14 protein-coding genes are annotated in these 13,935 nt (G+C 59.3%); 11 read left to right on the forward strand and 3 right to left on the reverse strand.

The annotated features are described in order from the left end of the window. The first annotated feature begins 219 nt into the window (after nucleotides 1-219). The 4 genes from OKB77_RS10060 (at nucleotide 220) to OKB77_RS10075 (ending at nucleotide 5,018) form a co-directional block, all read left to right on the forward strand. Complete coding sequence (locus OKB77_RS10060) at nucleotides 220-1,227, forward strand: Fe(3+) ABC transporter substrate-binding protein (protein WP_005340374.1); 1,008 nt, start codon at nucleotides 220-222, stop codon at nucleotides 1,225-1,227. A 39-nt stretch (nucleotides 1,228-1,266) separates the two neighbouring features. Further along, nucleotides 1,267-2,892 carry an ABC transporter permease gene (locus OKB77_RS10065; protein WP_064338816.1) on the forward strand — a complete coding sequence of 542 codons (1,626 nt, stop codon included), beginning with the start codon at nucleotides 1,267-1,269 and terminating at the stop codon, nucleotides 2,890-2,892. Nucleotides 2,893-2,974: 82 nt separating this feature from the next. After that, nucleotides 2,975-4,009, forward strand: coding sequence for an ABC transporter ATP-binding protein (locus OKB77_RS10070; RefSeq protein ID WP_150390232.1), 1,035 nt, complete (start codon nucleotides 2,975-2,977; stop codon nucleotides 4,007-4,009). A 103-nt stretch (nucleotides 4,010-4,112) separates the two neighbouring features. After that, on the forward strand, nucleotides 4,113-5,018 hold the full coding sequence (locus OKB77_RS10075) for a Dyp-type peroxidase (RefSeq protein ID WP_136502300.1): 906 nt from the start codon (nucleotides 4,113-4,115) through the stop codon (nucleotides 5,016-5,018). 90 nt (nucleotides 5,019-5,108) lie between these two features. Here the strand turns inward: OKB77_RS10075 and argR are convergent, their stop codons facing one another. Continuing rightward, complete coding sequence (gene argR / locus OKB77_RS10080; RefSeq protein WP_005340378.1) at nucleotides 5,109-5,579, reverse strand: transcriptional regulator ArgR; 471 nt, start codon at nucleotides 5,577-5,579, stop codon at nucleotides 5,109-5,111. A 201-nt stretch (nucleotides 5,580-5,780) separates the two neighbouring features. Here argR and OKB77_RS10085 point away from each other — a divergent pair, with 201 nt between their 5' ends. From OKB77_RS10085 to OKB77_RS10110, 6 genes are all read left to right on the forward strand, one after another. Continuing rightward, a complete protein-coding gene (locus OKB77_RS10085) occupies nucleotides 5,781-6,521 on the forward strand; it encodes an ATP-binding cassette domain-containing protein (protein ID WP_068977371.1) in 741 nt (246 codons plus the stop codon). Nucleotides 6,522-6,545: 24 nt separating this feature from the next. Then, entirely contained in the window at nucleotides 6,546-7,283 is a 738-nt protein-coding gene (locus OKB77_RS10090) for a transporter substrate-binding domain-containing protein (RefSeq protein ID WP_019445594.1), read from the forward strand. A gap of 3 nt (nucleotides 7,284-7,286) precedes the next feature. Next, complete coding sequence (gene artQ, locus OKB77_RS10095) at nucleotides 7,287-7,937, forward strand: arginine ABC transporter permease ArtQ (RefSeq protein WP_139476837.1); 651 nt, start codon at nucleotides 7,287-7,289, stop codon at nucleotides 7,935-7,937. Nucleotides 7,938-7,940: 3 nt separating this feature from the next. After that, a complete protein-coding gene (gene artM, locus OKB77_RS10100; RefSeq protein WP_005348902.1) occupies nucleotides 7,941-8,603 on the forward strand; it encodes an arginine ABC transporter permease ArtM in 663 nt (220 codons plus the stop codon). 221 nt (nucleotides 8,604-8,824) lie between these two features. Then, on the forward strand, nucleotides 8,825-9,760 hold the full coding sequence (gene mdh / locus OKB77_RS10105) for a malate dehydrogenase (RefSeq protein WP_005340384.1): 936 nt from the start codon (nucleotides 8,825-8,827) through the stop codon (nucleotides 9,758-9,760). 395 nt (nucleotides 9,761-10,155) lie between these two features. Next, nucleotides 10,156-10,740, forward strand: a complete 585-nt coding sequence (locus tag OKB77_RS10110) for a tetratricopeptide repeat protein (protein ID WP_150390591.1) — start codon at nucleotides 10,156-10,158, stop codon at nucleotides 10,738-10,740. Between the two features lie 99 nt (nucleotides 10,741-10,839). On the opposite strand, the gene hmpA is transcribed toward OKB77_RS10110, so the two are convergent. Beyond that, on the reverse strand, nucleotides 10,840-12,033 hold the full coding sequence (gene hmpA / locus OKB77_RS10115) for an NO-inducible flavohemoprotein (RefSeq protein WP_270817553.1): 1,194 nt from the start codon (nucleotides 12,031-12,033) through the stop codon (nucleotides 10,840-10,842). 111 nt (nucleotides 12,034-12,144) lie between these two features. On the opposite strand from hmpA, the gene OKB77_RS10120 reads away from it, so the two are divergent. After that, complete coding sequence (locus OKB77_RS10120) at nucleotides 12,145-12,615, forward strand: Rrf2 family transcriptional regulator (protein ID WP_058057978.1); 471 nt, start codon at nucleotides 12,145-12,147, stop codon at nucleotides 12,613-12,615. A 27-nt stretch (nucleotides 12,616-12,642) separates the two neighbouring features. Here the strand turns inward: OKB77_RS10120 and OKB77_RS10125 are convergent, their stop codons facing one another. Continuing rightward, nucleotides 12,643-13,923, reverse strand: coding sequence for an HlyC/CorC family transporter (locus tag OKB77_RS10125; protein WP_005348906.1), 1,281 nt, complete (start codon nucleotides 13,921-13,923; stop codon nucleotides 12,643-12,645). Nucleotides 13,924-13,935 lie beyond the last annotated feature (12 nt).

Below are 13,935 nucleotides of genomic sequence, written 5' to 3' on the forward strand. Positions count from 1 at the left end.
ATGTCGGGAATTCCCGATGGCGTGAGCGCTTATTGAAGCCTGATCAATATAACGTTTTGCTCAGAAGAGGCCGAATGGGATTCCATCCGGCCCTTTTCATTTATGGGCGATTAAATATGTGATGTGGCGACGGCGAGCTTTCTTGATCCGCTTATAAGATGTATGCAGAATGCAAACGGAAATCGTTATCACTCTGTATAGCTAATCAAGGAATGGATGATGAAAATGAAGATGTTGGCACTGGCTTTCTCTGCGTTGGCTGCTCAGTCGGCATTGGCGGCCGGGGAAGTGAATGTCTACTCCAACCGCCAGGATGAGCTGATCAAGCCCATCATCCAGCAGTTCGAGAAGGAATCTGGCATCAAGGTGAACGTGGTGTTCGCCAAAGAGGGATTGAACGAGCGTCTGGAGCGGGAAGGCAAGCTCTCTCCGGCCGACCTGATGCTGACCGTCGATATCAGCCGTCTGACCGATCTGGTGGACAAGGGGCTGGTGCAGCCGGTGGACAGCAAGATCCTGCAGGAGAACATCCCCGCCATCTATCGTGATCCGGAGAATCGCTGGTTCGCCCTGACCACCCGGGTTCGCGCCATCTACTCCAGCAAGGATCGCCTCGGCAAGCTCGATACCATCAGCTACGAAGATCTGGCCAAACCGGAATTCAAAGGGAAAATCTGCACCCGCAGCGGCAAGCATGAGTACAATGTGGCGCTGGTCTCCTCCATGATTGCCCATCACGGCATGGCCGAGACCAAAACCTGGCTGGAAGGGGTCAAGGCCAACCTGGCGCGCAAGCCGCAGGGCAACGACCGGGATCAGGTCAAGGCGATCAAGGATGGTATCTGTGACGTGTCGCTCGGCAACAGCTACTATCTGGGCGCCATGTTGAAAGATCCGGCGCAGAAGTCCTGGGCGGATGCAGTCTATATCAACTTCCCGAACCAGGCTGACCGCGGTGCCCACGTCAACGTGAGCGGCGTGGCCATGACCAAGTATGCCAAGAACAAGGCCGAGGCCCAGAAGCTGATGGAGTTTCTGGCTGGTGATACCGCCCAGCACATGTATGCGGACGTGAACGCCGAATATCCGGTCAAGGCCGGAGTCGAGCCTTCCGCCATGGTCAAGTCCTGGGGCAGTTTCAAGTCTGACGCACTACCGGTCAGCGATTACGCCAAGCACCGCAAGGACGCCTTGCAGTTGCTGGATGAAGTGAAGTTCGACTTGTAATCAGATGGGGCCAACGGCCCCATCAACATCTGTGGTCTCATGAAAAATTTTGGATGGATGACCGGCAGCTGGGCCATCGCCCTGCTGCTGGGTTTACCGGTTATAGCCCTGCTTTTCTCTGCCTTCTCGGCTGAGGGAGAGCTGTTTCGCCACCTCGCCGACACCGTGCTGCTCGATTATCTGGGCAATACCCTGGGGCTGGTGGTCGGCGTGGTGCTGCTCAGCCTGCTGTTTGGCGTACCCACCGCCTGGCTGGTGGCCATGTGTCAGGTGCCGGGGCGCCGTGCCCTGCAATGGGCCTTGATGCTGCCGATGGCCATGCCCTCCTATATCGTCGCCTACGTCTATACCGACTTGCTCGACTACTCGGGCCCGCTACAGGCCGGGTTGCGAGCACTCTTTGGCTGGAACAGTCCTGCCGATTACTGGTTTCCGGCCATTCGCTCCCTTGGTGGCGCCGCCTGGGTGCTGGCGCTGGTGCTGTTCCCCTATGTCTATCTGCTGACCCGCGCCTCTTTTCTCGAGCAGTCAGTCAGCCTGATCCACTCCAGCCGCCTGCTCGGCTGTACCCCGTGGCAGAGCTTTCGTCGTCTCAGTCTGCCGCTGGCGCGCCCGGCTATCATGGTGGCGGTGTCGCTGGTGGCGATGGAGACGTTGGCCGATTTCGCCACCGTCCACTTCTTTGCCATCAACACCCTGACTACGGCGGTCTATGACACCTGGCTCGGCTATGGCAGTCTGGCCACCGCGGCGAAACTCTCCTGCCTGATGTTGCTAGCTGTGGTGCTGTTGATCGCACTGGAGCGCCGCTCGCGCAGTCGGCAGCAGGTGTTCCAGAAGTCCATGGGCCATGAGCAGCCGCTGCGCTATCCGCTCAAGGGGATTGGCCGTTGGTTGGCCGGTCTCTGGTGCTGGGGGCTGGTGCTGGCCGGTTTCGGCCTGCCGTTCGTCATCCTGCTCGATTACGGGGTGCGCTACTTCGAGTTGTCGTGGACGCCGGAGTTTGTCCGCTTTGCGGGTAACAGTCTGCTCATCTCGGCGCTGACCGCCCTGCTGGCGATGGGGATTGCCCTGCTGCTCGGCTTCTTCCGCCGCCTCGATGGCGGGGTAAAGAGCCTGTTGCCCCTGCGCATCGCCGCCATGGGCTACGCCATGCCGGGCACCGTGCTGGCCATCGGGGTGCTGGTGCCGCTTACCGCCCTCGATTTTGCCATCAACGATATGGCCGAGTGGCTGGGGCGTCAGGGGCCGGGGCTGTTGCTGACCGGTACCATCACCGCCATCGTGTTCGGTTATCTGGTGCGCTTCGTGGCCATCGCCATCGGCTCGGTGGAGAGCAGCATGGGCAAGATCTCCCCCAGTCTCGACATGGCTGCCCGCTCCCTGGGGCAGGGGGATGGCGGCATGCTGCGCCGGGTCCATCTGCCGCTGGTGCGCCGTGGTCTGTTTGCCGGTGCCATGCTGGTATTCATCGAATCCATGAAGGAGCTGCCCGCCGCTTTGCTGCTGCGGCCGTTCAACTTCGATACTCTGGCGACCCACGTCTATCAGTTTGTCTCGGACGAGATGCTGGAGCGCGGCGCGCTGGGGGCTATCGTCATTGTGCTGGTAGGACTGTTGCCGCTGATCTGGGTCAACCGCACTCTGGACAGTCCGGGCCACTGAGTCGCCGTGTCGGTCAATGAAATTGCATGCGGTGTGCTGAACCGAAAGGCAGCGCGCCGCCAGAAACGAGAGGAAGTCAGCCTTGTCCTGTTTGCAGGTTGAAAATGTCAGCTGCCGTTACAACGGCCGCAATGTGCTGGAACAGCTCTCCCTGACGGTGGCAGACAATGAGATCGTCTGCCTGCTGGGAGCCAGTGGCTGCGGCAAAACCACGTTGCTCAAGGCCATCGCAGGGCTGCTGCCGTTGGCAGAGGGCTCTATTCGCCTCGGCGATACCCTGCTCGACGGGCCGGGTGCCAGCGTGCCGCCCGAGGCGCGCAACATCGGCATGATCTTTCAGGATTACGCCCTCTTTCCCCACCTGACGGTGGCCGACAACGTCGGCTTCGGTCTGACCAAACTCGATCGCAGTGCCCGCCAGCAGCAGGTGGATGAGGCGCTGGCGCTGGTCAATCTGCAGGGGCTGGGGGATCGTTATCCGCACCAGCTCTCCGGTGGTCAGCAGCAGCGGGTAGCCATCGCCCGGGCGCTGGTGTGCAAGCCGCGGCTGATGCTGCTGGATGAGCCCTTCTCCAACATCGATACCCAGGTGCGGATGAAGTTGATCCTCGAGATCCGCACCCTGCTCAAGCAGCAGGGGATCGGCGCCATCTTCGTCAGCCACAGCAAGGAGGAGGCGTTCGCCTTCGCCGATCGGCTGGCGCTGTTTCGCGCCGGTCACATCGAGCAGGTGGGCCAGCCTGAGCAGCTCTATCGCCGCCCGCAAAACCGTTTCGTGGCGGAGTTTCTCGGCGGGGTCAACTATCTGGCTGCCGAGGTGGTGGACAGCCACTGCGTGCAGACGGCGCTCGGGGTCATTTGTGGCAGTGAGCCCCATGGCCGGGTGGTGGGCGAGCAGTTGCAGCTGATGCTCAGACCCCAGCAACTGCTGCTGGAGAGCGCCGCAGATGGGGAGCTCAAGGTGGTGGAGCAGCAGTTCCTCGGCCACCACTGCCGGGTGCTGTTCGAGTGTGGCGATCTGCAGCTGGAGGCGAGCATTGGCGAGCCCCTTGATGGGATACGGGCACGGATCAAGGTCGCTCCCCATGGATTGGTGTTGTTTGACCCTTTGCCCTGAACGCGTGATATCGTCGTGAAATCAAAGAACTGGATCCACTCTGGTTTATAATCGCGCAACGCAAATAGCCCGTAACGCTAACGCCTACTCAGGGGAGAGATATATGAAAGCCCAAGCTGGGATCTGCGCAGAGCCGAATCTGCACGCCCTCTATCTGATGTTCAATCGTACCGGCGATGCCGCCGAACTGGTCGGCCGTCTGGCCAAACTGCCCGCCCTGTGGCAGGCGGTTGCTGCCGATTTCCCCGATGCCGGTTTCAGCGGTCTGGTTGCCGTTGGCGCCGATGCCTGGGATGGTCTCTATCCTGCCGCCCGTCCGCCCCAGTTCCGCAGCTTTATGGCGCAATCCGCCAACGGTCAGGAAGCGCCCAACACCCCGTTTGATCTCTTTATTCAGCTGCGCGCCGATCGGGTGGATGTGCTGCACCACGCCGGTCACCGTGTGATGGCACTGCTGGCCGGACTGGTAGAGCTGGCCGAAGAGGTGCGCGGTTTCCGCAACCTGGATTTCCGTGACCTGACCGGTTTCGTTGACGGCACCGAGAACCCGCAGGATGAACACCGTGCCGAAGTGGCGTTGCTGGCCGATGGCGAGTTTGCCGGTGGCTCCTACATTCATGTCCAGCGCTGGGTCCACGCCATGAGCGACTGGGAGAAGCTGGCGCAGAAAGAGCAGGAAGACATTATCGGTCGCACCAAGCCCGACAACATCGAGTATGAGTCTGCTGCCAAGCCGCTGACCGCCCACATCAAGCGAGTCAACCTCAAGACGCCGAAAGGGGAGTCCATGGAGATCCTGCGCCAGAGCATGCCCTGGGGCACCATGACCGAGCAGGGACTCTACTTCATCTCCTGCTGCCGCACTCCGCAGCACTTCAACGCCATGCTGGCCAGCATGTACAAGGGGGAGGGCAGCCACTTCGACCACCTGCTGCGCTTCACCAAGGCGGTGACCGGCGCCGCTTTCTTCGCCCCATCGGAGGGTTTTCTGATGGCGCAGGGCAAATAAGCCCGCCTAACGAAGCTGCAGAAAACAAAAATCCCGGCCTTGGCCGGGATTTTTCGTTCTGGCGTGACCGCGATGACGCGGTAGCGGCCATTACGGCGTCTGTTCGAACAGCTCGAGGGCGGAGAGGTAGAGCTCTTCGATATCGGTATCGCTGGTCGGGGTGATGAAGATGGTGTCATCACCGGCGATGGTGCCGAGGATCCCCTCTGCCTTGCCGAGGGAGTCGAGCAGGCGGGCGATCAGCTGGGCTGCGCCCGGGCTGGTGTGGATCACCACCAGTGCGCCGTTGTGATCGACGTCCAGTACCAGATTCTTGAGCGGGCTGGAGGTGGTGGGCACGCCCAGTTCCACTGGCAGGCAGTAGACCATCTCCATCTTGGCATTACGAGTGCGAACGGCGCCGAAGCGGCTCAGCATGCGCGATACCTTGGACTGGTTGATGTTCTCGAAGCCCAGCTCTTGCAGGGCGGTGACGATTTCTGCCTGGGAGCCAAAGCGCTCTTCTTTCAGCAAGGCTTTAAAGGCCTTGGCCAGTTTTTCTTGCTTGTCGTTGTGTTTCATCTTGGTCTCACGAATGAGGAGGTGTGGCGGCCGGTGCGATACAGGCGGCAGATACGAACAGCGGGGCCATTTTGCATTCATATGCCGTTTTTTGCAAGGAAGCGGCGCTTGTTCTGCATATTGATTCAAAAATGGCTTGCATCAACCTTTATTAGAGATAGAATCGGGATGAAATTTTGAAAACTTATTCAATTGGGCTGTATGGGTATTGAATTAATAGGTATCGAGAAGTCCTGGCACAAGGTGCCGGTTCTGCAACAGGTCAGCTTTCGGGCATCTCCCGGTGAAACCTTGGTGTTGCTGGGCCCGAGCGGTGCTGGCAAGAGTTCCCTGCTACGGATGATGAATCTGCTGGATACCCCGGATGCGGGTGTTCTGCGGATTGGTGAAAGTGAATTTTCTTTCCCGAACTCCCTCTCTGCTGCCGAATTCAACCGCCAGTCCCAACTGCTGCGTCGCAAGGTGGGGATGGTGTTCCAGCAGTACAATCTCTGGCCACATCTCACTGTGATGGAGAATCTGATTGAAGCGCCGGTCAAGGTGCTCGGCATGAGCAAGGAGGCCGCCATCGAGAAGGGGGCCTATCTGCTGGCCCAGCTGCAATTGGCCGACAAGCGCGATGCCTGGCCTGCCCGTCTCTCCGGCGGTCAGCAGCAGCGGGTGGCCATTGCCCGTACCCTGATGATGGACCCGGAAGTGTTGCTGTTTGACGAGCCGACTGCTGCCCTCGATCCCGAGATCACCAAGGAGGTGGCCGAGATCATCCGCAACCTGAGCCAGACCGGCATTACCCAGGTGGTGGTGACCCACGAGGTCGACTTTGCCCGCAAGGTGGCCAGTCAGGTGATTTATCTGGAGAAGGGGCGGATCATCGAATCCGGCACCGCTGCCATTTTCCAATCCCCGCAAACCAGCCGGTTTGCCGAATTCTTGATGCATTGATATTGAATCGATAAGGAAGCTGTCATGAAAAAGAGTCTGTTGTTGGTTGCTGCCATGGGCCTGTTGAGTACCTCCGTCATGGCCAAAGAGATCAAGTTCGCCACCGAGGCCACCTACGCGCCGTTCGAATACCTGGATGACAAGAACGAGTTTCAGGGTTTTGACATCGATCTGGCGCGCGCCATCTGCGAGCAGGCCAAGCTGGAGTGCAGCTTCCACAACCAGGCCTTTGACAGCCTGATCCCCAGCCTCAAATTCCGTCGCTACGATGCCGCCATTGCCGCCATGGACGTAACCCCTGAGCGCTCCGCGCAGGTCGACTTCTCCGACATCTATTACGAGAACTCGGCCGTATTCGTCGCCAAGAAAGGGGCCTTCAAGGGGCCGGAAGAGATGGTCGACAAAACTGTCGGCGTGCAGAACGGTACCTCTCACCAGTCCTATCTGGTGGATAACTGGGTGAGCAAAGGTCTGCTGACCGTGCCTTATGCCAGCTACCAGAGCGCCTTCCTCGACATGATGAATGGCCGTACCGACGGTGTCTTTGCCGATACCGCCGTCGCTGCCGACTGGCTGAAGCAGCACAAGGAGTATGCGGTGGTGGGGGCGCCGGTGACCGATGCCAAGTACTTCGGTACCGGCTTTGGCATCGCGGTCGCCAAGGGCAATCAGGAGCTGCTGACCCAGCTGAACAAGGGGCTGGCCGAGATCAAGGCCAACGGCACCTATCAGAAAATCTTCGACAAATACTTCGCGCAGTAAGCCATGTTGAGCCTGTTGTTGGATGCAGCCTGGATGACCCTCGGGCTGGCCTTGGCATCACTGGTCGGTGGCATGGTATTGGCACTGGCGTTCAGTGCCGCCGAGCTCAGCAAGAAGCGTGCGCTGGTGTGGTCGGTGGCCACCCTGACCACGCTGATCCGTGGCCTGCCCGAGTTGCTGGTGGTGCTGTTCATCTACTTCGGTTCGACCCAGGTGCTGTTCCTCATCACTGGCGAGTATGTGGAGTTCAGTCCGTTCGCCTGTGGCGTGCTGGCGCTCTCCCTGCTGTTCGCCAGCTATGCGACCCAGACCCTGCGGGCGGCGCTCAATGCGGTGCCTTCAGGTCAACGGCTGGCGGCGCTGGCGCTGGGTTTGAGCAAGAGCCACATCTTCTTTCGCATCGTGTTGCCGCAGGCGTGGCGTCACGCCTTGCCGGGCCTTGGCAACCAGTGGCTGGTGTTGCTGAAAGATACCGCGCTGGTGTCGCTTATCGGGGTCAACGAGATGATGCGTCAGGCCCAGATGGCCTCGGCCAGTACCTATGAGCCGTTCACCTGGTATGCCGCCGCCGCCCTCATCTATCTGGCCATCAGTCTGGTGAGCGAGTACGGCCTCGGGCTGGCTGCCCGCTACACCCGCCGCTACGGAGGCTAACTGATGCAAGAGTATCTCGTTACGTTGCTGGGCGGTCTGGTCACCACGCTGGAGCTGACCCTGTTCAGCCTGCTGCTGGGGATTGTGCTGGCGGCCCTGATGACCTGGGTGCTGGAGCTGCGCCTGCCGGTGGCGACCCAGCTGGTGCAGCTGTGGGTGCTGCTCTTTACCGGTACGCCGCTGCTTATCCAGATCTTCCTGATTTACTACGGGCCGGGCCAGTTCGAGTGGCTGAAAGCCAGCCCGCTCTGGCCGCTGCTCAAGCAGCCCTGGTTCTGCGCCGTGCTGGCGCTGGGTCTCAACACGGCGGCCTACTCCACCCGATTGTTCAAGGGGGCGCTCGATGCCATCCCGGCCGGTGAAGTAGAGGCGTGTCGTGCGCTTGGCTTTAACGGCCGCCAGACCTTGTGGATGAAGGTGCGCCACGCCGCCCGTCATCTGGTGCCTGCCTACTCCAACGAGGTGATCCTGGTGCTCAAGGGGAGCTCCCTCGCCAGTACCATCACCATCATGGACATCATGGGGCTGGCGCAGGGGTTGAACGCCCAGACCTACGATACCCTGGCGGTGTTCGGGGTGGCTGGCGGGCTTTATCTGGCGATGAACGGATTGTTAACAATTGGTTTTCGCTGGTGTGAAAAACGGGCGCTGGCATTCCAATCCTGAGACCTTCAAATCTACCTCTTTATGGTAAGGGGAAGTGCAGAAAAACTGTGCTTCTCCTCCAACTTTTTGTATTTCCCTCCAATTTTTGCTCCCGCATGTTTCGTGGCTCACAGAACCCGTGACTGCAACTGTTATCAGATTGTTTTTTATGGGGGGATCCATTAAGGTTGGGCGCACAACAACAAACAACCTTAAACCTACGCTTAAACATGGAGTTGATCATGAAAGTTGCCGTTCTGGGTGCCGCTGGTGGCATCGGTCAAGCCCTCGCTCTGCTGTTGAAAAACCGTCTGCCGGCTGGCTCCGAGCTGAGCCTGTATGACATCGCCCCGGTTACTCCGGGTGTGGCCGTTGACCTCAGTCATATTCCTACCGACGTCGCCATCAAGGGCTTCTGCGGTGAAGATCCGACTCCTGCGCTGGTTGGGGCAGATGTGGTGCTGATCTCCGCCGGTGTGGCACGCAAGCCGGGGATGGATCGCTCCGACCTGTTCAATATCAACGCCGGTATCGTCAAGAATCTGGTCGAGAAGTGCGCGGCCACTTGCCCGAAAGCACTGATCGGCATCATCACCAACCCGGTCAATACCACTGTGGCTATCGCCGCCGAAGTGCTGAAGAAAGCCGGTGTCTATGACAAGCGTCGCCTGTTCGGTGTCACCACCCTGGACGTGATCCGCGCCGAGACCTTTGTGGCCGCCGCCAAAGGGTTGAACATCGACAAGGTACGCGTCAACGTGATCGGTGGTCACAGTGGCGTCACCATCCTGCCGCTGCTCTCCCAGATTGAAGGTGCCTCCTTCACTGCTGAAGAAGTGGCAGCCATGACCAAGCGCATCCAGAATGCCGGTACCGAAGTGGTGGAAGCCAAGGCTGGTGGGGGTTCCGCAACCCTCTCCATGGGTCAGGCGGCTTGCCGTTTTGGTCTCTCCCTCATCAAGGGTCTGCAGGGCGAAGCCAACGTTGTCGAGTGCGCCTACGTGGAAGGCAACGGCGAGCACGCCACCTTCTTCGCACAGCCGGTACTGCTGGGCAAGAATGGCGTCGAAACCGTACTGGATTACGGTAAGCTGAGCGCCTTCGAGCAGGAAGCGATGGAAGGCATGCTGGCTACTCTGAAAGCCGATATCCAGCTGGGTGTCGATTTCGTCAAGTAAGCGGGTCAACCGTGCCAACAAGGGAGCTTCGGCTCCCTTTTGTATTGATGAGATCCGCCCGGCAGGCTAAGGGGATGGGGCTTGGTGCCGATAACAGAGTGCAGCAGGAGATCCTTATGATGAAACCCCTTACCCTTCTCGTTCTTGTCGGTGCATTCACCGCGCCCCTCTATGGTGCCGAGGCGGTATCGGCTGCCGTATCGAGCGATGCGCCTGCAGCAAGTGCATCGGCACCGACCGCAAGCAGTGCTGCGGTGGCAACGGCGCCTGTCTCTGCTGCTACGCCAGCCCCCTCTGAGGCAGTCCCCGTCTTGCTCCCGGCCGAGCCGGTCACGCCCGTTGCCAGCAGTGGTGAGGGGGCCGCGCCGCTGCCAAAACCGGCTGAGCCTGCCGCTGTGGTTGCGCCTCCCGCACCTCTGGCCACAGGCGAGTTGCAGGCGGTGCCGCTCTATCGTCAGGACGAGCTGCTCAACTGGATTGAGCAGGGGCGCCACCTCACTCAGGTGAAGCAGGATCGCTGTCAGCTGACTCAGGATATCGAAGCGCGCGCCTCGGTGATGAAGATCCCGGCCTATCAATTCCTCTGGGGGGATATGCTGGCGTGGGGTGTCTGTACCAAACCCAATGCCGAGATCGGGGTGCAATATATGTGGGAGGCGGCCAATCAGGGGTTGGCGCCGGCGCTGGAGCAGTTGGGCCGCTACTACTGGAAAGGAACTTTGGTGCAGAAGGATCTGGTGCGAGCCGAGACCCTGATGCGCGAGGCGGCCAGCCTCGGTTTTCTGCGGGCCCGCATCGAGTGGGTCGAGATGCTGCTGCAGGGGATGGGCAGTCCGCTCGATTATGAGGACGCCTATCGCTGGCTCCATGGCTCCGTCATAGGTGACAAGGCGCTGCACCAGAAGGCGGCGAGTCTGCTCAACCGTCTTGGCAACCGGATGCCGGCCAACGTGGTGGCCCGCGCCAAGGCGATGCACTGATCCAAAAAAATGACCCACAGGTCTGCACCTGTGGGTCCGGTTCCAGCCGCCGTGCCATGACAGGCCGGAACCTCCCTCTGTTATATGGCTGCCCGCGCCTTAGAGATCTTGGTGGGGGCCAAAAACTTCGTAATGGAGCTGCCCCGTTGGTACTCCAGCCGCCAGCAGCTGCCGCCTGATCTCTTGCATGAAGCCGACAGGGCCACAGAAGTAGTAGTGGGCCTCTGGCGTGATGCGCTCCTTCACGGCAGTCAGATCCATGGTGCCGGCCAGGTCGTAATCTTCACCCTGTACATCGCTGGCCTCCGGCTCCCGATACCAGACCCGGCTCAGCAAGTTGGGATGCTGGCGGGATTTTTGCTGAATATCCTCCCGGAAGGCGTGTACAGCGCCCTGTTCGCAGGCGTGCAGCCAGGTGATATCAGCCTGATGGCCGCTCGCCAGCAGCTGGTTGAGCATGCTCATCATCGGCGTCACGCCGACACCGGCGGATAGCAGTACGACCGGGGTCTGACTGTCGGCTTTCAGGTAGAAATCGCCGGTAGGGGGCATCACCTCGATCTTGTCACCCGCCTGCAGGTGATCGTGCAGCAGATTGGAGACCTGACCCTGCGGCTCACGCTTGACGCTGATGCGGTAATCCTGCCCGTTGGGGGCATCGGAGAGGGAGTATTGGCGGATCTCCTGATATTCCAGCTCGGGGTGAACCAGCTTGATGCTGAGGTATTGGCCCGGTTTGAAGGTCAGTACCGGCTTGCCATCTTCCGGCGCCAGCAGGAAGGAGGTGATGAGGTCGCTCTCGGCTCGCTTCTCCTTGATGATGAAGGTACGGGTACCTTGCCAGCCGCCATCCTGATTGGCCTTCTCCTGATAGATCTCTCGCTCGCGGCCGATGAAGATGTCGGCCAGCACGCCATACGCCTTGCCCCACGCCTCCAGCACCTCGTCGGTGACCGCACTTCCGCCCAATTCTTTGAGCGTGGCCAAGAGATGACTACCTACAATGTGATATTGTTCCGGCTGGATCAGGAATCCGGTATGTTTGTGCGCAATCCGCTCGACCGCACCGGCGAGCGCTCCCAGATTGTCGATATTCTTTGCATACGCGGCGACTGCATTGAACAGGGCCAGTGGCTGGCCGCCACTGCGTTGGTGGGCCAGGTTGAAGATGTCTTTCAGCTCCGGGTTATGGCTGAACATCCGCTGGTAGAAGTGCTGGGTGAGGGCAGGGCCTGCCGATTCGAGCAGCGGAATAGTGCTTTTGATGACGGCAACGGTGGTTTGATCTAGCATAGGGGCCTCGTTCTAATTGAACATATAAAATGTCATTTAATAAGTGGCATCCTAGATGTTTATTTGATTTGAATCAATACTCCACTTTTCGCATCGCGCTAATCAGGTTTTATGAGACTAACCAGTTATACAGATTTTGGATTGAGAGCCCTGCTCTATCTTGCCACCCTGCCGGAAGGGGAGTTGTCGAGCGTTGCCAAGGTATCGGCCCTGTATGGTGTTTCCCGCAACCACATGGTGAAGGTGGTCAATCAGCTGGTGAAGCTGGGCTATCTGCAATCCCAGCGGGGCAAGAATGGCGGTATTCGCATGGCTTGCGATCCCGCCACCATCAATATCGGGCAGGTGATCAGGGCGCTGGAAGGCAATCTGGACGGCATTGACTGCGGCTCGCCCGCTTGCCACATCGTCTCTGTCTGTCTGCTCAAGAGTGCGCTGAAAGAGGCGATGGATGCGTTTCTGGCAGTGATGGACAGCTATACGCTGCAAGACCTGCTGGCCAACCGCGACGAGTTGCAACGGGTGTTTGGCGAGTTGATCCCGACGCTGGTGCTGGAGCCGGATGATGACGATGAGCAATAGAAAAGGGCTGCCACTGGCAGCCCTTTTTCAATCTTGCGAATCCGACTCCGCCCGGTACGATGCCGGCATAATCCGCGCCATCTTGACCATGTTGTTCTCCACATCGAGGATCTCGATAGGATAACCGGCCAGCCGGATCCCAATGTTGGGCTGGGGGATCTCCTCCAGATATTCGAGGATCAGACCGTTGAGGGTACGCGGGCCGTCGATGGGCAGGTGCCAATTCATCTCCTTGTTCAGCTCACGAATATTGGCTGAGCCTTCGACCAGATAAGAACCATCTGACTGGGGGTGGATCTCGTCGCTCGGCGCTGGCGTCATGGAGGTGGTGAAGTCGCCCACTATCTCTTCCAGAATATCGTCCAGAGTGATTAGCCCCTGAATGTCGCCGTATTCGTCGACGATCAGGCCAATTCGCTCCTTGTTGCGCTGGAATTTGGCCAGCTGCACGTTGAGCGGCGTTCCTTCCGGAATGAAGTAGATCTCGTCCACTTCCCGCAACAGGCTCGATTTATTGAACTGGTCCCTGGCTACCAGCCGCAGGGCATCGCGCGCGTGTAAAAAGCCGACAACGTCGTCGATATTGTCGCGATAGAGCAGGATCTTGGTGTGAGCGCAGTGGGCCAGCTGGCGCTGGATGCTCTTCCAGTCATCGTTGATGTCGATGGCGTAGATATCGCTGCGCGGCACCATGATGTCCTCGACCAGCATCTTGTCGAGATCCAGAATGCTCAACAGCATCTCCTGATGACGCTGGGGGATCAGGTTACCCGCCTCATTGACTATGGTGCGCAGCTCCTCGGTGTTGAGGGAGTCATCCTTGTTGGGATTGATCTTCAGCATCTTGAGCAGGCCGCTGGTGATGCCATTGATCAGCCAGACCAGCGGCGAGAGCGGCACCATCAGCCCCTTGAGGATCCAGGAGGCGGGATAGGCGATCTTCTCCGGGAACATGGCAGCCAGGGTCTTGGGGGTCACTTCACCGAATACCAGTACCACCAGGGTCAGGCCGAAGGTGGCGATGGCGACCCCGAGATCACCAAACAGCCGGATACAGACGATGGTGGCGATGGCGGAGGCGAGGATATTGACCAGATTATTGCCGATCAGGATCAGCCCCAGCAGGCGATCGGGGCGGGCGAGCAGTTGTTCGACGCGACGTGCGGCTTTGTGTTTGGTCTGTGCCAGATGCCGCAGTTTGTAGCGGTTGATGGACATCAGGCCGGTTTCGGCACTGGAGAAGAAGGCGGAAAGAAGGATCAAGATAACGAGAACAATCAGTAATGTACTCGTTGAGATGCTGTCCAAAAAGGGCTCCTG

The organism is Aeromonas sp. Y318-3 (assembly GCF_027706185.1).
Lineage (GTDB): Bacteria > Pseudomonadota > Gammaproteobacteria > Enterobacterales > Aeromonadaceae > Aeromonas > Aeromonas veronii.